The organism is Algoriphagus taiwanensis, from assembly GCF_036245645.1.
GTDB lineage: Bacteria > Bacteroidota > Bacteroidia > Cytophagales > Cyclobacteriaceae > Algoriphagus > Algoriphagus taiwanensis.
Genome location: NZ_BTPE01000002.1, coordinates 399,720 through 419,297, shown reverse-complemented (window position 1 = coordinate 419,297; position 19,578 = coordinate 399,720). Strand labels below are relative to the sequence as shown.

Sequence of the window (19,578 nt, the reverse complement as noted above, 5' to 3'; positions counted from 1 at the left end):
CTATGAACACAAGAATCAAAAAGGGAATGCTTTGCAATCATATCAATCCCACGCGCCTTATTTCTCCCGAATCCCTTCCTGCAGATACTGCCTTCCAAGCGGGTGACGTGGCAGTCTTTGAAGTCCTTGAAATCGGAAAACACACTCAACTCCAGTCCGCAGGACGCAATCTGAGCATACTTCCAGGTGACCAATTAATGTGCGTTTTTGGTACCCGCTATGCCACTAATCAGTTTGAGGGATATATTCCTGCCCAAATTCAGGATGAATATCACCTTCTCGGAGGAGGAGGAGTGGTGGGGATTCTGGAAAGCACCCATACTAAGTATGAAAAGGAAGGACCTACCCGACTAAAATTGATCGGGATCGCTGTGGACCTCAAAGGCCAAATCATCAATACCATACGGGAACGAAAGCATTCGATCAAAAAATTCACCGGAAAAGAAGCCTTCAAAACCAAAGTAATCCTGTCCCTTGGCTCTTCGATGGATAGTGGGAAAACAACCACAGCTGCCTTTTTGGGGCATGGCTTCGCCAAAAAAGGAATTTCTTCGGCCTATATCAAGCTTACCGGAACAGCCTATCCCAAGGACAAAAACCTAGCTTATGACTTAGGAGCCTGTGTTTCTGTGGATTTCTCCAAGTTGGGTTATCCTTCTACCTACCTCAGTTCGGAAGCAGAAATTCTCAATCTTTACGAGACCTTACTCGCTGAGGTGAATTCCAAAAACCCGGAATTTGTCATCGTAGAAATAGCCGATGGCTTATTTCAAAGGGAAACCCGGATGCTTCTCCAAAATCCAGTTTTTATGAGCACGGTACATCAGGTGGTATTTTCTGCCGGAGATAGTCTTTCTGCAGTGCATGGAATGGAAACCCTCATCAACTGGGGAATCATGCCTTCCGCACTTTCTGGACTTTTCACCGCCAGCACCTTACTTATCAAAGAAGTGAAAGAATATCTGTATGAAAAGCAAGACCTGCTCTTCATGCCTATTCTGAATCTGGAAGACTTAAGCCTGGGCAGATGGCCAGAAATCCAGCGTGGATACAATCTTCTTCAAGCTTAATAAAAAATAGATCAAAGCAAATCACATGGAGTGGATCAAAAATAAAACGCTGAATAGGCTTTGGTTTCGAAAAAACCCGCAATTGGCGGCTATTGGAATAGTGGGCTGGATTTCCAGCCTCTGCACCTTTCTCCTGAGCCTGATGGTCGGTTCCTTCTTTGACCTCAATTATCAGGAAGGAATCAGCAAAACCCTGCTTTTGGAAAAATTCGGAATCCGGATTCTGGACATCTCCCTCTTCTTCGGGGTTTTTCTGACCGTGATTCTTTTGAAGTTCACCTTGGATTTTGTCGAAAGAAAATCCATCAACTATTCCGCAGAGCGACTGATCAGCAGACTTACCACAGACCTTTTTTCGAAGCAGATCCATTGGTCCACTCAACTTTTTTCTGAAGTGCCCTTCGGAAAATATCTGCTCCGCTACAGCGGCGATATGCAATCCATCCGAAATATGCTCGTCAACGGAATCTTTCGGGGAATCCGGGATGCTCTATTTCTTCTGACTGGCTTTTTGGTCTTGCTTTGGCTCAATCCCGTTTGGACACTCACTGTCCTCGGAATGGCCCTGCTTCTGCTTCCGGTTTTTATTTTCTTGGATCGAAATCAGACTCCATTGATATTGGAGAAAAGAAACAGCAAAAGCAATCTGATCAATCTGGTCACAGAAAGCTTTGGAAGACATGAACAAATCCGGGAAAACAAGCTGATGGACCGGACCATCCGAAGATTCAAGCAAAAAAAATCCAGGGTTTTGACTGCCAATCTTCAGTATAGAAAGGCAGAATCATTGAGACAAAGCCTGATTACCTTACTCGGCCCTACTCTGATCTTTTCCCTGCTTCTGCTTATTTATTTTACTCCCGATTCAAGCACTCCGGGAGAATTGCTCGCCTTTATGCTCGTACTATCTGCTTTGACTCCGGCGATCCGAAATGTCATCAAAGCTCCAAATACCATCCAAAAAGGAATGCTTTCACTCAATAAAGTGGAAATTTTGCTTCGTAAAAAAGAAAGGAGGAAGTCCAAAACTACTTCCGAACCATTACTAATACCCCTACCAAGAGAAGCATAAGCCCGAAGCTGATTACTAAAGCTATTTGCCAAAGGGCCCATTCTTCATCGGAACTGGAATCAGGAAGTCCGACCACACGGAAATTTGCCCAATAAAAAGGATGATGAAACTGGGCCATTTTGGGATCAGAGATTAAGTCCAGCCTGGCTAGTCGCAAGGAATTGGAATAGCTTTCTCCCTTATCCAGATATCGGTAAAACCGCTGAGCGATAAAGGCCGCTACCTTATCCTCACTGATCCACTGAGAAAAAACCAACTGATCCACACCGGCTATGGAAAGACTTCGGGCCAAACTGATAATTCCTTCACTTTTACTTAAGACTCCTGACCCTGTCTCACAGGCACTCAAATAAACCAGTTGGGTATTTTGGAGATTCTGAAAAGCCAACTCCGGAGCAAAAACCCGGAACTCCTCCTCTTCTGGATAAAAGGCGATAAAGGCCTCATTGGGATCCTCTGAGGAAGCTACTGCATGAGTAGCCAAGTGCAAAATCCCAGCCTGATGGGCTCGACTGAGGAAAGCCTCTCTGCTCGCATCTTTTCCGATCAGGACTTGACCTTTCCTATCCTCCACCTCAGCAAAAGACATAGGAAGTCGGGCAAAACCACTCGAATTGGTCTCTACCTCCTCACCCAAAAAAGGAGCAAATGCCAGAAAACCACTTTGCTTTTTCGCCTTTGAGGCTTCCAAAATGGCCCAGGAAGAATATTGATAGGTGACTGGAAGTACTTCCAAAAGAAGCTTTTCCCCTTCAAAAGGCATGAGTTCAAAAGGAACAGAATTTAAAATATCATGAGGAACAATGAGCAATTCATCACCTCTTTTTAAGGTCCTTTGAAAATTCCCAAAAACAAGTTCAGAAAAGGCTTTGATCTCTTCAGGGGTCCCCCATCGGGAAGAGCTACCCGGATTTCTGATCCCTCTCAGCCAAGCTTCCAAGCCATCAAAAGGAACCCGATCGAGAGCAATAGCTTTAGATTCGAAAGAATCCTCTGAAATGACAAAAACAAAAAGATGAGCCTCACTTAAGAAAAAGGTCATCAGGGTGAGGTCTTCCCCCAACTTCTCCTGAATTGCTTCCAAATCAATTTCCCGGTTTTTCTGCTCTGTAAAACCATCGATTTTTCTAAAATCTTCACGCAATCTAGAAAGCCTTACCTGCAAGTCTGCCAATTCCGCCTCTACATCCTGAATTTGATCCTCCGAACTGGCATTGAGCTGCTGCTGATAGGTCCGGGAGATGGCATAAAGAATATTCCTTTCCTCTTGAATCAGCGATTTGGGAATTTGGGATTGGCGCTTTTTTGCTTCCTGATTTCTTCCAATTTTCAAAGCCTCAGCCTTGCTGCGTTCCGAAAGGGAGAAAATCCTTTTCATCGTCATTTCCCTATCCTGAGAAGATGAGAGAAAAAATAATCCATTTAGGTAGGTTTTGTATCCTTCCAAAACCCGATCCCCTAAAAATATCCGGGCTTCATCATTGTCATAGTTGGCGGAGATAAAACTGGAAAGTCTGAAAGCAGCCTCCCAAGTATCTATTCCAAGGTCAAACCACTGCTTGCTTTTGTCTCTTTGATAAAGCTTCCAAGAGGCCTCGGCCTTTTTGGTCAATACCTCAAAAAGGGAAAGAAAAGAAATCCCGAAAGGATACTCTTTGGGATTTTCCATGAATCCAGAGGAAGAATAGGTAGGCAATAGCTGCTCAATGGATCGTTGATACAAATCCAGAGCAGTTTTTTCATTTCCCCTTAATAAAGCCAAATCCCCTGAATTGGTATAAAAAATGGCTTTTTGGAGAATCTTTCTGTTAGCAAATTCATCCGAAATGAGTTTTTCGGCAGTTTCCAAGGTTTGTTCCAAAGAATCAAGCCTATTGACCTGCATCCAAGCTTTTGCCTTGAGATTCAGATACGAAAGGGATCGATTTCCAAAACCAGTATTGACTTGTCCAAGAACTTGCAGAGCCTCCTGTCCCTGATTTTGTTCTAAATAGGTATTGGCCAAATTGAGGAGAATTTGATCCTTATTGATTCCGAAATTCAGCAAGTCCGAATAAATGGCCTGAGCCTCATCAAACCTTCCCAGTCGGTACAAGGCCGAGGCCTTGTTGGACAAAAAACTGTATCGGGCGTAGAGTTGATTGGGGTCTTCAGCATCGAGGTAAGAATTGGCTTTGGTGAAATAGGAAATACTCCGATTGAAATTTCCGGTCTCGAAAAAATAAACGCCCAATGCATTGTAAAGCCGCTCGGGCTGCATTCCCTGATCGATTTTGGACTGAATTCGCTCAGCCGTTTCCAGATGGTAAAGGGAACTGTCAAATTGGTTCAATCCAAAATAGGACTCACCCAAGTAAAGGTGATGTGCATAGACTAAGGTATCCGAATGCCCAAATGCCCTTGCGAGTTCAATTCCTTTGGCATACCAAAACTTAGCCTTTTCAGGCATTCTGAAAGTCAAATACAAATTGCCTGCTCGTTCACAAGCCAAAACAAAGTCCATGGACTCCTCGGGTTCGGGAGTGAAAGACAAGACCTCTTCGTACAATTCCAAGGCCTTGCGATCCTGCTCCTCAGTAGGAGCATCCAAAAAATACAACTGATCTGCCTGCTCCAACTTTTCCCTGAAAGTTTGGGCTTGAAGGCAGGAAAAGCTGCCCAAAAATAGAAAGAGTAAACCAAGAGCTTTTTTTGAAGGCATTTTAGGGGAAAATCGTCCCCAAAGCCTTTACTGCAAAGTAGCTACTATCACTACATAGGGTGGTCTTGGCTTTCGGGGAGGCCTGACTGTATTTGCGATCCGCAAATTAGGATTTTTGTCTGAAGTCCTTTCGTTGATCAAATCCCTTTTTTCCTCGATATCATCCAATACTTCCTGAGGAACATCGGCCAAGGTTTCGTAATAAAAGAATCGAAGAGGTATTTTATTCAAAGCCAGTGCACTCAAATCATTGAGTTGATAAAACAACTCCACATCCAAAATTGTCCCATTGACCGGAGTGGATCCAAAGGTGCCGTTTTCTACTGTCTTTTGAAGATCGATATCTCCCTTACTGGAAATCTCAAAACCCAAATCTGCCAATAATTGCCCGGTGGGATTATCCGCGTCGAATTTACAGCTGCTATCGTCATCATCATCGTCGTCATCATCGTCATCGTCGTCGTCATCATCGTCATCATCGCAGGGAAGAAGCAAACCGGGAACCCCGTTGTATACAGGACTGGCCACGTTTTGATTTTGTCCTAAGACATAAATCCCATCCAGATAATTCACTCCGCCAACTGTCAAAAAAGTCTCACAGACCTGATCACTTCCCTCGGGTTCGAAAATAATTTTGTACTTCAGACCTGTCTCACTGGCATTGATATCAATTTGTCCGGTATCGGGATCAATCTCCAACCCATCCGGAGAAGCAGAAAAAGTCCCGTTCAGGGAATTAACTGGAGAAATCAATTGACTCGCGGCTCCATTGATGAAAAATAAAGTATCCGAGTAGGCCAATTGATTGCAGTCAAAATTCTCCAATTCGCCTCGTTCAGGATTTTCCACGCAGGAAAAAACAAGAATGGAAAACAGCAAGAAAAGGCCCTGAGGAACCCAAAGGTTGAAATTGCGCATTACAGTTCTTTTTCTTTTAAGTCGCAGTCAAGTCTGTTTTTGTAACCGCGTCCTGAAAATTATTTCACTCTTAAATTCAGCAATATCCCTACCAAAACCAAAGCCATCCCTACATAGGACATGACTTGGAAGGTCTCTCCGAAGAAAAAGAAGCCAAAAATCAAAGCATACACTATCCCCAGATAGCTCAGACTGGAGACTTTGGCCACATTGGCATTTTGATAAGCCAAAGTCATGAAATACTGGGCAGTCTGAGTGCAAATCCCTATCCAAAGCAACCAAAGCCAATCCCAGCCTTCAGGCTGTACCCATGTAAAGAAACTGACCACTCCAGCAACGGGAAGCGTTACCAGCGGAAAATAAAAGATTATGACCAGTGGATGCTCTGTATTCTTCAGCTTTCGGATCACATTGTAGGCCATCCCGGAAAACAAAGCCGAGGTAATTCCAATCCCTGCATAGAGCAAATTGACCCGGGTATCAAATCCCTGCAAGACCAATACTCCAGCGAAAGAAATCGCAAAAAAGAGAAACTGAATGGGTTTTACCCGCTCTTTTAAGAAGTAAACTCCCAAAATCGATATGAAAATCGGAGACAAGTATTGCATGGTCACCGCACTGGCAAGAGGGATTTTTTGGAGGGTGTAAAAAAAGGAAATCAACCCGATCGACCCCACCACTCCACGAAGGACCAGCATGGGTTTATTGTTTCCAAAAACATACACGCCCTGCTTTTTCAGCACCAGATAGCTAAAAATCAAACTGAAGACAGATCGGAAAAGGATAATCTCAATCGCAGGGATATGAGGGATAAATTTGACCGAGACATTCATCAAGGCAAAAAATATCCCGGCCAGAAGCATGGATTGGACACTGTTGATCTTCAAAACTTCATTCGGATAGGGTGACTTGCATAGACAAAGCTACGAGAAGGCAGAAAAGTTCTAGTCACAAAATTTTATTCGGCAAAAACCAAAGATGAATGAACGGGGTTAGATTTGAAAAAAGAAAAACCATGGCTTTGAAAAAAGGCGCTGCCGCCCCTGATTTTACTTTACCCGCTACCTCTGACCAAACCATCACGCTCTCCAAAGATTTGAAAGGAAAAGCGGTGGTCCTGTATTTTTATCCCAAAGATTTCACTCCGGGCTGCACCGCGGAGGCTTGCGAGTTCCGGGATCAGTTTGAAGGATTCAGAGATTTGGATATACCCATTTTTGGCATTAGCAGAGACGATATTCCCACGCATGAAAAGTTCAAAAAGGCCCATCGATTGCCTTTTGATTTGCTTTCTGACAGTTCCGGGAAAGTTTGTAAGGCTTATGATGCTTTAATTCCCTTGATCAAAATGCCGAAACGGGTTACTTACCTCTTGGATGAAAACCATCAGATTGTGGGGATCTTCGCAGGAATGTTTGAAAACAAGGCCCACGCCCAGTCCATGCTGAAGTTACTGGAAAAATAAGCCGCTCAGACAATCAGGCCGTCTTTCATCTGGACTTTGCGATCAGCCATTTCTGCCAATTCCTCATTGTGCGTCACGATCACAAAAGCCTGCTTCAATTCATCCCTGAGCTGGAAAAACAGCTGATGCAAACCTTTGGCATTGGCTGTGTCCAGATTCCCACTCGGTTCGTCCGCAAAGACTACCGCTGGACTATTGATCAAGGCTCTGGCCACGGCCACCCTTTGCTGCTCGCCTCCGGAAAGCTCAGAGGGTTTGTGGTCCAACCGAGCGCTGATTCCCAGGATTTCGGCGAGTTCTTTGGCTTTCTTCAGCAAATCCGACTCTTTGGCACCTAGAATAAATCCAGGAATTTGAATGTTTTCCAAGGCTGTGAATTCAGGCAGAAGATTATGAAACTGAAAAATAAAGCCAATCTTTTCATTCCTGAAGCGGGCGAGTTGATCTCCCTTTAAGCTTAGAAGATTCTTTCCGTCCATTTCAAGGACCCCTTGGTCTGGATGATCCAAGGTGCCCAGAATATGGAGCAAGGTACTTTTCCCGGCACCCGAAGAACCGACTATAGAAACAATCTCAGAGGAAGAAATTTCCAGACTTACTCCTTTCAGGACTTTCAGGCTTCCATAAGATTTATGGATTCCTTTGGCAATCAGCATAGTACTATTTTTTGTGCTTTTAAAAGTAAAACAAATCCCTCAAATCCAGTAGCTAACGGCCTTTTTTACCAAAAATTGAAAAAAGTCGGTTTGATTTATCGCATGCATCCCCTTATCTTCGGGCAAAAATTTTCAGAGGATGAACATTCACGAATATCAGGCAAAAGAAGTACTCAAAGGATATGGAGTGAGAATTCAGGAAGGCATTGTCGCTGACAGCCCTGAAGCCGCCCATGAAGCAGCAGTAAAACTCAACGCTCAGACAGGTACTTCCTGGTATGTGATCAAGGCTCAAATCCATGCCGGTGGCCGTGGAAAGGGCAAAGTGCAAGAGACCGGCTCCAACGGAGTGGTTTTGGCCAAGAAACTCGAAGATGTAAAAGAAAAGGCAGCGGCTATTTTGGGCGGTACATTGGTGACCATCCAGACCGGTGCTGAAGGCAAGAAAGTAAACAAGGTTTTGATCGCTGAGGATGTGTACTATCCCGGTGCTTCTGAGCCCAAAGAATATTACATGTCTATCCTTTTGGACAGAGCGACAGGATCCAATGTGATCATGGCCTCTACCGAAGGTGGGATGGACATCGAAGAGGTAGCTGAAAAGCACCCTGAAAAAATCATCAAAGAATGGATCGATCCTAAAGTGGGTCTTCAGGGTTTCCAGGCTAGAAAAGTTGCCTTCAAATTGGGGTTGAGCGGAACAGCTCACAAAGAAATGGTGAAATTCATCACTTCTCTGTACAATGCCTACGTAGGAACAGACTCCTCTCAGTTTGAGATCAATCCGGTATTGAAGACTTCCGACGACAAAATCTTAGCAGTAGACGCCAAAGTAAACTTGGACGACAACGCTCTTTACAGACATCCTAATTTGGCTGAATTAAGAGATTTGGCTGAAGAGGATCCTTTGGAGGTAGAAGCAGGCAAGTCTGGCTTGAACTACGTAAAACTGGACGGTAACGTAGGTTGTATGGTAAATGGAGCCGGTTTGGCGATGGCCACTATGGACATGATCAAGCTTTCCGGTGGTGAGCCTGCCAACTTCCTTGATGTAGGAGGAGGAGCAAATGCCACTACTGTAGAGGCTGGCTTCCGGATCATCCTTCAGGATCCAAACGTAAAAGCAATCCTGATCAACGTATTCGGCGGAATCGTAAGATGTGACAGAATTGCAAACGGAGTTGTTGAAGCTTACAAATCTATTGGCGATATTCGCGTGCCAATTATCGTAAGGCTTCAGGGAACCAATGCGGAAGAAGGTGCTAAAATCATCGACGAATCCGGATTGAAAGTATTCTCCGCAATCACCTTGAAAGAAGCAGCAGAGCGGGTAAAGGCCGCTTTGGAAAAATAAAGAAAGTACGCAGCCGTAGTTCAACTGGATAGAATATCGGATTTCGGCTCCGAGGGTTGAGGGTTCGAATCCTTCCGGCTGTACTTAGAAAGCTCAGATGAAAGTCTGGGCTTTTTTTGTTTTAGAAAATTGCCACGAAGACTTAGAGACAGGAAGGAAATGACTATTGGCTAAAAATTCACCTCATCCTTTTTAGAAACTAATCCGATTATCCTTTCATTTTTTTAGGATTTTGGCGGGAATCAAAAAAATCGGTGATGTAGATAAAATCACCCTCCACCCTATAAATAATCTTAAAAGTACCTTCAATTAATCTTCTATGGCCTTTTTCTAGGTGTTCCAAGTATTCCTCATATTGACCCAAATCAGGATTTTTTCCCAAGCTATCTACCTTATTCAAAAGTTGATTTTTAATCTCCAATACTTTCTCAAGAGGTATTCTTTGAACCTTTAACAAAAACTGCATGGAATCCTCAAGGCTTATTAAGGATTGTTCAGTATAGATTATCCTCATTGACCTAGCTTGGCCTCAAGAATTTTTTCTAACTCTTCTCTAGAATACAACCTGCCTGCTAGGATATCCTTTTCAGCTTTTAAAGCTCTTGAGGTAAGTTTCTCTTTAAGAACCGGATCAAAACTGGACTTCACCAACAAGGTTTTAATCGACTCTAAAAGCTGAAAGTCATCCTCTTTCTCAATCAGTGTTTTCAATTCTTCCTTTATTCCGGGCACTTTCATCTATTTTAAATTTTTTCAGTCAGATGAAATGCCCCTGATAATCATTCCCCTGCTTGAAAACTCTCCACATGGGCATTTCATGTAATTTTAAAGATAGGCAATTTAAATTTTGATTTTAGGCAAAAAATTAGAACTGAAAACTTAGACTTAATCAGTTTCAAAGGTGGAGGGTTCGAATCCTTCCGGCTGTACTTAGAAAGCTCAGACGAAAGTCTGGGCTTTTTTTTGTTTTAGAAAATTGCCACGAAGACTTAAAGGCAGGATTAACCTTGATTTCCAATTTTTTTTCTCGACAAACCACAAAAAAAGGGGCCTCAAAAGCGAAGCCCCTTTTCTTGGATTACTTTCTTTTCCCCGGCTGATATCTCTCCTCTGCTCTTTTCTCTACATCTTCCCGATAGAAAGCTGCTTCTTTGAAATTGGTATCGGCATAGCGCTGGGCTTGATCAAAGAAGTGTGGGGAATTCGGATCGGAACTTTGACCTCCTGCTAGGATGGTCTTGGCACGAACCTTCTCACCAAACTCAACTACTGCCACAAAGCTATTTCCCCGGTAGCCATAGAGCCGTTTGGTTCCTTCGAAGGTTCTTGCTCCGTAGGCTGCCAAAGCTCCCCAGTTACCGGAAGCATAGGATACAGGGACATAGGGTTTGTTATCATCATACTTTAGCTCAATATCTCCACTGAGTCTCTGGAATCGGTTAACCTCACCCCAAGGGGTTTTCCAAGTACCAAAGTCAGCATCCATTTTCGTGATAGTTTCTTCCAATACTTCCAAAATCTCAACCGGTTTGGGTGCTGAAGCCTTGGAAGGATTGATAAATCGGTTCATGCTTCGGAATCTTCGCTGATAGTTTTCTCCATAGAAATGAGCCAAGGACATGGGAACTGAATTCAATCCCGTTCTGTAATCCCAGGCGGCCAAAAGATCAACCGCTTCCTTCAGGTTCTCTTTGCCCTTTCCGGCAGTCAAAAATGCCTGCTCCAACTCAGGAATCAGGTATTCAAATGCAGGTAAATAGGGATCATGAGCCAATGCCAAAAAGCTATCCAGATTCAGTTTTTGGACGTTTTGGAGTACTTTGACCGCATGGATTCCACGGAAATTCTCCTGATCAGGAGCCATGTAGTTTGGATAATTTTCAGCTTTTGGACTGAAGGGGCCCGCGGCGGTAAACGGAGTGGAATTGCAGTTTTGAATCCAACCATTTTCCGGATTGAGGATCAAAATACTTTCATCCACGGTATGCAATCCTTGCCAATCTGTAGCCGGGTCACTTCCGTCCACCGGTCTGGAAAAGTCAAATTCCGGATTTCTTTTTGGGATAAAATTCCCGTGGAAGTAAGCGATGTTTCCTTCCGCATCCGCAAAAACCGTGTTGTTCGAAGAATTGGTGCGGATATTCATCATTTCTTTGAATTCCGCATAGTTATTCAGCTTGGTTCGGGTATAGCTTTGAATCAAAGCATTGACCGGGTCCCAGTTAATTTTGGTGGCTACCCAGCCATTATCTCCCTTGTGGGTAATTGGTCCATGATGAGTTCGGTAAAGGGTGAAAGATTTGGACTTCAGCTCCTCTCCATCTTTGTACTTCAGCGTGATTTCCTGAGTCTTGATCTCCCGCTTTTCCCCTCCATAGTTGTACAAAAGCATCCCATCTTCCTCCAAAATCTCCTCTTCAAACTCATCGATAAAATCCACAAAAGTCGAGGTGTGAATCCAACCGGTCTTTTCATTGAAACCCTGATAGACAAAAAACTGTCCCCAAGTCACTGCACCATAGGCATTCAGGCCCTCTTCTGAAACTACATGGACTTCCGGACGGAAATAGAAAGAAGTATGCGGATTGATCAGCAGCATAGCATTTCCGGATTCGGAAAGACTTGGCGCAATGGCAATTCCGTTAGAGCCTTTGGGTTCTTCCCGCAGCATTTCCATCTCTTTTTCAGCATCCCATGAAGCCAGAGCTTTATCTTCCTCATAAAAGGCTTTCAATCGTTGGGTAGAAATCCGCTCGATATCTCCACCGATCGAACCTTCAAAAAAGAACATCGGCATCCAAGGCTCGTAGTAGGTAATCACTTGAGGAGTCACCTCCGGATGTGTATGCAGGTAATAATTGATTCCATCAGCAAAAGCCACGCAGAGGGTTTTCAGCCAATCCGGTGCCTTTTCGTAGGCTGCCTTGGCCTCGGCTTCGGTCATATACAAATTGGCCCGGACATCAGAGTAGATCGCCTCCTCCCCTTCCAGTTCGGCCAAGCGACCTATCGCCCAAACGTAATTTCTTTCCACTCTTCGAAAATCATCCTCGCATTGAGCATACAAGAGGCCAAAAACAGCATCAGCATCTGTTTTTCCATAAATATGGGGCACACCAAAATCATCACGAATGATTTCGACTTGTTCAGCTTGTGCTTCCCAACGGGCGATTTCCGGGTCAGTTTCTTGGGTATTACAGGAAAAAAAGGCCAGGAAGGCCAAAAGCAAGAGTGAGTTTTTCATGGGTTTTCTATTCCTTTTCAAAAGACAAATAAGCTAAAAAGCGGCAATCTCAAAATGAATATCTTATCGATGGTCTTGGTATTGGTTGGGGGTAAACTTTCCCTTGAGATTCCAAATCAGTTCCTCCGGGATGTTTTGGCTTTCTTGATAAGCTTCCAAATTTCTTTTCAATTGCGCTGGACTGCTGGCTCCGATCACTAGCATTCCCACGGATTTTTCTACAAGAGAATATTTGATCAGTACCGATTCAGGAGAGAACCCCAAAGAATGAATTTCCTTTTTAATCTCTTCGACTTCCTGTGCAGAAAGGTCTAAAAAAGGACCCGCCGCCTTGTCAATCAGCATTCCTTTGGTCATTCCTCCTCTCACCAAAACCTTGGTATCCGTCTTTTCCAACACAGTAAAAACCTCTTCCTCAGGCCTTCTGTCCAATGGAGAATACTGCATCATGATCGTGGCAGGAGGATTCATGCGCATGACCTTTCGAATCACATTGGGTCGGATAGAAGAAATCCCAAAAGCCCGAATTTTACCCTGAGATTTGAGGATTTCAAAAGCTTCCAAAGTCTCTTCCCAAGGGTCTTCAATGGTACCTCCATGCAATTGGTATAGATCGATATAGTCCGTCCTGAGTCTTTCCAGCGATTTCTCTACGGCATCCAAAATGTGGGACTTGGAAGGATTCCAAGTCCAGGATTTTCCATCCGGATTCAGTTGATTTCCCACTTTGGTGGCCAAAATCACCTGATCCCTTTTTCCCTGAAGGAACTTTCCCAAATTGGATTCATTTCTTCCGGCCTGATAAAGATCTGCCGTATCAAAAAACCGGATTCCTCCTTGCCAAGCTTCTTCAAGTATTTTCTCTGCCTCCGAATATTGCTCAGGCAAAGACATACAACCTAGCCCGATTGGAAAATTGCCAAGTGAAAAAGAAAAGGATTCAGAATTCATAGACTTTTTAGAACAATTACCTCAAATACAAATTAAGGTAAGCAAGCTCTGAAAATCTGTCCATAAATTCCTCTTCAATTTTTCGATTTCTGGGATGATATGCTGGAAGATTGGCTATTTTTGGGGCGCTTAAAACCTATACCATGAAAAAAATTGCGGTTTTTACCTCAGGAGGAGATTCACCGGGAATGAACGCATGCATCCGTGCCGTTGTGCGCACGGGAATCTACAAAGGACTCGAAGTCTATGGAATTCAACGGGGCTACGAAGGGATGATTGAGGGGGATATCAAGAGGCTTTATTCTCATTCAGTAAGTAATATTGTTCAAAGAGGGGGCACTATGCTCAAATCTGCCCGTTCTGAGGAATTTCGTACTCCGGAAGGAAGAAAAAAGGCCTACGATAATTTGAAAATTTTGGGCATAGAAGGTCTGGTAGCCATAGGAGGTGACGGGACATTTACCGGAGCCAAGCTGTTTTTTGAGGAATTTGGAATACCGACTGTAGGATGTCCAGGGACGATAGACAATGACATCTATGGAACCGACTACACCATCGGATTTGATACTGCGGTCAACACTGCCTTGGAAGCCATTGATAAAATAAGGGATACTGCAGCAGCCCATGACCGGATCTTTTTCATCGAAGTGATGGGACGGGATGCTGGCTTTATCGCTGTAGAATCAGGAATCGGAGGGGGTGCCGAGTTTGTAATGGTACCAGAAACCCAAACCGATCTGAAATCGGTGGTCAAGTCTTTGAAAAATCTTCGCAAAACAAAAACCTCCAGTATCATTGTTGTAGCTGAAGGGGATGACTTGGGCAATGCCGAAGAAATCATGCAAAAGGTCAAAACGGCTATCAAAGATCCGGAGAAGGAATTTAAGGTAACCACCTTAGGTCATATTCAAAGAGGCGGCAAACCAACCGCCAGAGACCGGGTTTTGGCAAGCCGATGTGGAATGGCTGCTGTGGAAGGCTTACTCAGTGGCAAAACCAATTGTATGGCCGGAGTGATGAATCAACAAGTCGTTTACACCCCATTTGGAGACTGTATTGGCAAACCCAAGCCATTGATCGAAGACCATCTGAAACTAATTGACATCCTAAGTATCTGATATGGGATTTATTCCTCTATTTCTTACCATGGGCGGGGCTTGCCTGCTTTTTTTCCTGACGGTAAAAACTACCATGCAGCGAAAGCTCAATTTGCAGAAAGACCTGCTTGATCGATTGGCATCAGCCCATCCCAATTTGGAATTGGAAAAAGATCAAGTAACGGAACCATCCCAAATTATGGAGAAATTGAAAAAGGCGGGAACTGATACGAAGATTTCCGATTCCAGCCTCCAACTGATCCGAGAACTCAAAGTAAATCAGTTTCAGTACAATCAGCTGATCAAAAAAGCCCCTTACAATTGGGTGGCTAAGCTCAGCGGGTTTGGACCCATCTGATTGGCTATCCAGCTAAAAATATCCGATTCCTGATCAGGGTGAAACCATCGGATAGCTTCATCTCTTCTAAACCAGGTCAGTTGGCGCTTGGCGTATCTTCTGCTGTTTCTCTTCAATAAGCGGACAGCCTCTTCCCGATCGTATTTCCCTTCCAAAAAACCAAAAATCTCCGAATACCCCACTGTCTGCAAGGCATTCAGATTTCGGTACTCAAAAAGAGCTTGTGCCTCTTCAAAAAGACCTTCCCTGATCATTTGGTCCATGCGAAGATCAATTCGCTGATAGAGTTCCTCCCGGTCCCGATTCAGTCCGATCTTTATTGTTTGAAAGGGGCGGTCGGCTTTAGCTTTTTTTCTAAAACTACTAAACCTCGCTCCTGTTCCTCGAATTACTTCCAGAGCCCGCATCAGCCGTTGGGGATTTTGCCTGTCTACTTGGGAATAATAATCTGGGTCTAGATTTGCAATTTGCTCCTGCAGCCATTCCAAGCCATTCTTTTCGTATTCGCCGATGATTTGCTCCCTGATTTCCGGATCGACGGTGGGAATTTCATCCATTCCCTCAGTCAGTGCGTCCGCAAATAGGCCTGAACCACCAGTGACAATGACTACATTTTTTCTTTGAAAAAGATCCTCGGAAATCTTTAGTGCATCTGTTTCAAACTTCCTCACATCGTACTCCTCATGGATAGAAAGGCTATTAACAAGATGATGTGGCACTTCACTGAGTTCCTCTTGTGAAGGCTTTGCTGTCCCCAAGTTCATTTCCCTGTAAAATTGCCTGCTATCGCAAGAAATAATTTCGGTCTCAAATTTTTTGGCTAGTTTTATACAAAGAGCGGTTTTGCCCACTGCTGTAGGACCGACTACTAGGATAAGGAATTTTTTGTCAGACAAACCGAGGAAAAGAAGTAACGCTGTCAAAAATCCAAACTTAAGCTATGAAAAGCAAAAAGATATTAATCGTAGAAGACAACGATCTCAACAGGAAGCTTTTCGAAAATCTAATCGGTCAGCTTCATGCCTATGAATCTGCAAAAAACGGATTGGAGGCTCTGGAAAAGTCCATTCGTTCCGAGTTTGACCTTATTTTGATGGACATTCAAATGCCTCAAATGGATGGGTTTACGGCATTGAAAGAATTAAAATCCCAAGCTCATCAGTCCTGCCCGATAGTGGCCGTGACGGCCTATGCAGAAGAGAGCGAGCGGGGAAATTTCCTGGAGCAAGGATTTGATGATCTGATTACCAAGCCCATTCGTCCGAGGGAATTTCTGGAGACCATTCAAATGCATTTAACCAAAGAAGTCACCTCCAAACCTCTCAAATCAAATCCGGGAATTGAGCAAGTTTTGGATTTAGGAGTCATTGAGCAACTATTTAAGTACAATTCAAAAAGTACTTTAAAGAAAGTATTTGAAGATTTTCTTCAAGAATGCAATCAAACCTTACAACTCTTGCAGAATCAGGAGTCCGATCCCGAGGAGATTTTGGCGAGCTTGCACACGCTAAAAGGTAACTCAGGGACTCTGGGCGCTCAGCGTATTTTCTCGGTATGTCAAACCGGAGAAGCAGAATTAAAGTCCAATCCCGCCTTTCAGACCAATGAACTCGGCAAAAACCTGGAAAATGAAATCAAAGAATTCAATCGATTTTTAAATCAACAAACTATTTTTGAATCATGAGTAAAAACAAAAAAGTACTCGTAGGGGAAGACAGCTCCATCATCATCAACCTGACCAAGAATGTTCTGGCTTTTGAAAATTATGAAATGAAGGCAGCTCGAAATGGTCAATTGGTCTTGGATTTACTGGATAAGGAAGAGTTTGACCTTATTCTGCTGGATATCACAATGCCCGTAATGGATGGAGTGGAATGCATCCGCAAAATCCGCACCTTGGATGACCCCCAGAAAAAATCCCTTCCCGTAATTGCCATTAGCGGAAATGTGAACAATCTTTCCCCTGAGCAGTTCCGAAAATTGGGTTTTGATGATTTCATCCAAAAGCCGCTGGATTATGATCAGGTTTTGGCCACGGTAAAAAAACACCTGAGTTAAGCTTCATGGCAGTCAAATACACCAAACACTTTTTGGACAAACTGGAAAACCTGTTTTCCTCTTCAGAATATATCCTGAGGTACGAAAAGGGGAATTTCAAATCCGGTTATTGCCTGCTCAAAGACACCAAAATCGTCATCATCAATAAGTATTTTCCTCTGGAGGGAAAAATAAATGCCCTGATCGACATCCTCGGAGAGCTACAATTTGACCCCAAAGATTTTAAAGACAAGAGCAGTCAGGATTTTCTCACTGAATTACAACAAACTACCCTCAAGTTTTGAAAGTAACCTTTCTAGGAACAGGCACTTCCCAAGGTGTACCCGTGATTACCTGCGACTGCGCCGTGTGTACCTCGCTGGATTTTAGAGATAAGCGTTTCAGAACCTCCATTCACATTGAAACTGAAGGGACATCACTAGTGATCGATACCGGCCCGGATTTTCGGATGCAGATGATCCGGGAAGGGATCAAAAGCCTTGATGCGGTCCTTTTCACGCATGAGCACAAGGACCATACTGCCGGATTGGATGACATTCGCCCATACAACTTCCGACAACAGAAAAGTATGCCTGTCTTTGGGAGAAAAAATGTACTGGACCAAATCCAGCGTGAATACTCCTACATCTTCAGCGCCCAAAAATATCCCGGAGTTCCTCAGGTGGATTGCGTGGAAATCGATGAGAACCCTTTCCACTTCAACGGAACCGAAATCACTCCCATTCCCGTCCTTCACTATAAATTGCCTGTGCTGGGTTTCCGAATAGGAGACTTCTCCTACATCACCGATGCAAATTTTATCCCTGAGTCATCATTTAAACTTCTGGAAGGCACAGAAACTCTCGTGTTGAATGCCCTCCAAAAAGAGTCTCATATTTCCCATTTCACCCTGGAAGAGGCCATTATTCAAGCTCAAAGAATTGGTGCCAAAAACACCTATTTCACGCATATTTCTCATAAGCTTGGTCTGCATGCTGAAATCAACAAGCAGCTTCCTGAAGGAATCAAACTAGCTTATGACGGCTTGACGATTAATTTGCTCTGATGCATCTGAATTATCATTTTCTGAGATTTCTTTGTCCTGCTTTGGAAAGAGAATTCAAAGGAGGAATTATCGCTTCCTGCTTTTCCCAAAGCAAGGATGAATTGATTTTGGAAGTTACCATTGGAGACAGCATCCGATTTGTCCGAGCACACCTTTTACCACCGGACATTTATTTAAGCTTCCCTGGGCAGTTTCAGCGGGCAAAAAGAAACAGCATTGATCTCTTTCCAGAACTCTTGAATGACCAAATTCTGGAAGTTAAGGTCATGGACTACGAAAGGGCTTTCTATTTTCAATTGAATTCAGGGAAAAAGTTGGTATTCAAGCTTCATGGCAACAGGAGCAATGTACTCCTCTATTCTGAAGAGGGAAGTCCTCCCCTTCTTTTGTTTCGCAATGAAATTTCGGAAGACAAAGATCTACTCTTTGGCAAACTTTCTAATCCGCTGGATATCAGTTGGGAAAGATTTAAATCTCTGGAGGGAAATGCAAGTCAATTTCTCCCCACTTTAGGCCCTGAGCCAAGAAAATGGCTGAAAGAAAAAGGCTATCCGGAATTGAACTTGGAAGAAAAATGGAAATGGATGCAGGAGGTTTTGGACCTTTTGGACAGCCCTCTTTTCAGCTTGGTCGAGGAGCAAGACCAAGTCAAACTCACGCTTTTACCAACAGAAAACGCATTAAAAACCTTCTCTGACCCACTTGAAGCAGTCAATGAGCTATTTTATCTGGCACTGGTAAGGGGGAATTTTAATAAAGGCAAAAACCAATTGCTAAGAAGTCTTCAAGATCAAGTCAAGAGGACAGAAAACTACCTGCAAAAGTCCCGGCAGAAGCTTGGCGAACTCGTTGATTCACCGCCGCCCTCCCAATTGGCCGATGTCATCATGGCCAATCTGTACCAATTTTCAGCAGGGAAAACAGAAGCAGAACTGGAGAATTTTTATTCAGGGGAGAAAGTTTGGGTTAAACTAAAACCAAATCAAAAACCGCAAGACCTAGCAGAATCCCTCTATCGAAAATCAAAAAACCGGCAGCTTGAAATTGATCAGATCGAAAAAACCTTGGCCGCCAAGGAGAAGCTGTTGGAAGAATTGCTTCAGAAAATAGAGGATTTAGAATCCATTGAGGAATTCAGAGGATTGAAATCCTACAAAAAGGACCTGAACAAATCCGAGCAATCTAACCCGAAAAACACCGGGCTTCCCTTCAAAATTTTTGAATTTGAAGGATATACCATTTGGGTGGGAAAATCAGCCAAGGACAATGATGAAATGCTTCGCGGGTACATCCACAAAGATGATTTGTGGCTTCACGCTCGGCAGGCAGCGGGCTCGCATGTGATCGTGAGAACCAAGGGAATGCCGAAGGTTCCCAATCCGGTTTTGGAAAGAGCTGCAGGACTGGCAGCTTATTATTCCAAGCTTAAGAATGAAAGTCTGGCTCCAGTCATTTACACTGAAGCCAAGTATGTGAGAAAGGTAAAAGGCTCACCTGCTGGTGCAGTAATGGTAGACCGGGAAAAGGTAATCATGGTCAGTCCACAAGGACCTGATGCGGATGTAGCAAAGGAAAGTTGAGCCGCGCTA

General features: G+C 43.8%; 20 protein-coding genes and 1 tRNA gene. 12 read left to right on the top strand and 9 right to left on the bottom strand.

Annotated features, from left to right (window positions below; translation table 11 throughout):
- Window positions 1–2 precede the first annotated feature (2 nt).
- On the top strand, window positions 3–1,070 hold the full coding sequence (locus tag AAA938_RS04060) for a hypothetical protein (RefSeq protein ID WP_338227361.1): 1,068 nt from the start codon (window positions 3–5) through the stop codon (window positions 1,068–1,070).
- 25 nt (window positions 1,071–1,095) lie between these two features.
- Window positions 1,096–2,142, top strand: coding sequence for an ABC transporter transmembrane domain-containing protein (locus tag AAA938_RS04055; protein ID WP_338227360.1), 1,047 nt, complete (start codon window positions 1,096–1,098; stop codon window positions 2,140–2,142).
- On the opposite strand, the gene AAA938_RS04050 is transcribed toward AAA938_RS04055, so the two are convergent.
- From AAA938_RS04050 to AAA938_RS04040, 3 genes are read right to left on the bottom strand one after another with little or no spacing between them, the layout of a single operon-like run.
- On the bottom strand, window positions 2,099–4,843 hold the full coding sequence (locus tag AAA938_RS04050; RefSeq protein ID WP_338227359.1) for a CHAT domain-containing protein: 2,745 nt from the start codon (window positions 4,841–4,843) through the stop codon (window positions 2,099–2,101). The two genes, AAA938_RS04055 and AAA938_RS04050, sit on opposite strands and share 44 nt — an antisense overlap.
- Window positions 4,844–4,870: 27 nt before the next feature.
- Entirely contained in the window at window positions 4,871–5,761 is an 891-nt protein-coding gene (locus tag AAA938_RS04045) for a hypothetical protein (protein WP_338227358.1), read from the bottom strand.
- A 59-nt stretch (window positions 5,762–5,820) separates the two neighbouring features.
- A complete protein-coding gene (locus tag AAA938_RS04040; protein WP_338227416.1) occupies window positions 5,821–6,624 on the bottom strand; it encodes a DMT family transporter in 804 nt (267 codons plus the stop codon).
- 119 nt (window positions 6,625–6,743) lie between these two features.
- Between AAA938_RS04040 and AAA938_RS04035 the strand changes: the two genes are divergently transcribed.
- On the top strand, window positions 6,744–7,226 hold the full coding sequence (locus tag AAA938_RS04035) for a peroxiredoxin (RefSeq protein WP_338227357.1): 483 nt from the start codon (window positions 6,744–6,746) through the stop codon (window positions 7,224–7,226).
- 5 nt (window positions 7,227–7,231) lie between these two features.
- On the opposite strand, the gene AAA938_RS04030 is transcribed toward AAA938_RS04035, so the two are convergent.
- Window positions 7,232–7,882: an ABC transporter ATP-binding protein gene (locus AAA938_RS04030; protein ID WP_338227356.1), complete on the bottom strand. Its 651-nt coding sequence runs from the start codon at window positions 7,880–7,882 to the stop codon at window positions 7,232–7,234.
- A 139-nt stretch (window positions 7,883–8,021) separates the two neighbouring features.
- Here AAA938_RS04030 and sucC point away from each other — a divergent pair, with 139 nt between their 5' ends.
- Together sucC and AAA938_RS04020 are read left to right on the top strand one after the other, a co-directional pair.
- Window positions 8,022–9,236: an ADP-forming succinate--CoA ligase subunit beta gene (sucC, locus tag AAA938_RS04025; protein WP_338227355.1), complete on the top strand. Its 1,215-nt coding sequence runs from the start codon at window positions 8,022–8,024 to the stop codon at window positions 9,234–9,236.
- Window positions 9,237–9,245: 9 nt separating this feature from the next.
- A tRNA-Arg gene (locus AAA938_RS04020) sits at window positions 9,246–9,319 on the top strand.
- Between the two features lie 125 nt (window positions 9,320–9,444).
- Here AAA938_RS04020 and AAA938_RS20240 read toward each other — a convergent pair.
- From AAA938_RS20240 to AAA938_RS04005, 4 genes are all read right to left on the bottom strand, one after another.
- Entirely contained in the window at window positions 9,445–9,702 is a 258-nt protein-coding gene (locus AAA938_RS20240; protein WP_420915722.1) for a type II toxin-antitoxin system RelE/ParE family toxin, read from the bottom strand.
- A gap of 44 nt (window positions 9,703–9,746) precedes the next feature.
- On the bottom strand, window positions 9,747–9,974 hold the full coding sequence (locus AAA938_RS04015) for a hypothetical protein (RefSeq protein WP_338227354.1): 228 nt from the start codon (window positions 9,972–9,974) through the stop codon (window positions 9,747–9,749).
- A gap of 340 nt (window positions 9,975–10,314) precedes the next feature.
- Window positions 10,315–12,480 (bottom strand): acylase, encoded by a 2,166-nt coding sequence (locus AAA938_RS04010; protein ID WP_338227353.1) that lies wholly within the window; start codon window positions 12,478–12,480, stop codon window positions 10,315–10,317.
- Window positions 12,481–12,543: 63 nt separating this feature from the next.
- The gene (locus AAA938_RS04005; protein ID WP_338227352.1) at window positions 12,544–13,431 is read right to left on the bottom strand and encodes an aldo/keto reductase; all 888 of its coding nucleotides are present in this window, start codon (window positions 13,429–13,431) and stop codon (window positions 12,544–12,546) included.
- Window positions 13,432–13,574: 143 nt separating this feature from the next.
- On the opposite strand from AAA938_RS04005, the gene pfkA reads away from it, so the two are divergent.
- Together pfkA and AAA938_RS03995 are read left to right on the top strand one after the other, a co-directional pair.
- Window positions 13,575–14,549, top strand: coding sequence for a 6-phosphofructokinase (gene pfkA / locus AAA938_RS04000; RefSeq protein WP_338227351.1), 975 nt, complete (start codon window positions 13,575–13,577; stop codon window positions 14,547–14,549).
- Between the two features lies 1 nt (window position 14,550).
- Complete coding sequence (locus tag AAA938_RS03995) at window positions 14,551–14,886, top strand: hypothetical protein (protein WP_338227350.1); 336 nt, start codon at window positions 14,551–14,553, stop codon at window positions 14,884–14,886.
- Here the strand turns inward: AAA938_RS03995 and miaA are convergent.
- Window positions 14,844–15,809 (bottom strand): tRNA (adenosine(37)-N6)-dimethylallyltransferase MiaA, encoded by a 966-nt coding sequence (gene miaA, locus AAA938_RS03990; RefSeq protein WP_338227349.1) that lies wholly within the window; start codon window positions 15,807–15,809, stop codon window positions 14,844–14,846. The genes AAA938_RS03995 and miaA overlap by 43 nt on opposite strands.
- Window positions 15,810–15,826: 17 nt before the next feature.
- Between miaA and AAA938_RS03985 the strand changes: the two genes are divergently transcribed.
- The 5 genes from AAA938_RS03985 to AAA938_RS03965 are packed head-to-tail and all read left to right on the top strand — an operon-like array spanning window position 15,827 to window position 19,569.
- Entirely contained in the window at window positions 15,827–16,570 is a 744-nt protein-coding gene (locus AAA938_RS03985; RefSeq protein WP_338227348.1) for a response regulator, read from the top strand.
- Entirely contained in the window at window positions 16,567–16,944 is a 378-nt protein-coding gene (locus AAA938_RS03980) for a response regulator (RefSeq protein ID WP_338227347.1), read from the top strand. Before AAA938_RS03985 ends, AAA938_RS03980 begins: the two co-directional genes overlap by 4 nt.
- 5 nt (window positions 16,945–16,949) lie before the next feature.
- Window positions 16,950–17,228: a hypothetical protein gene (locus tag AAA938_RS03975; protein WP_338227346.1), complete on the top strand. Its 279-nt coding sequence runs from the start codon at window positions 16,950–16,952 to the stop codon at window positions 17,226–17,228.
- Window positions 17,225–17,989, top strand: coding sequence for an MBL fold metallo-hydrolase (locus tag AAA938_RS03970; protein ID WP_338227345.1), 765 nt, complete (start codon window positions 17,225–17,227; stop codon window positions 17,987–17,989). Before AAA938_RS03975 ends, AAA938_RS03970 begins: the two co-directional genes overlap by 4 nt.
- Window positions 17,989–19,569, top strand: a complete 1,581-nt coding sequence (locus tag AAA938_RS03965) for an NFACT RNA binding domain-containing protein (protein WP_338227344.1) — start codon at window positions 17,989–17,991, stop codon at window positions 19,567–19,569. Before AAA938_RS03970 ends, AAA938_RS03965 begins: the two co-directional genes overlap by 1 nt.
- Window positions 19,570–19,578 lie beyond the last annotated feature (9 nt).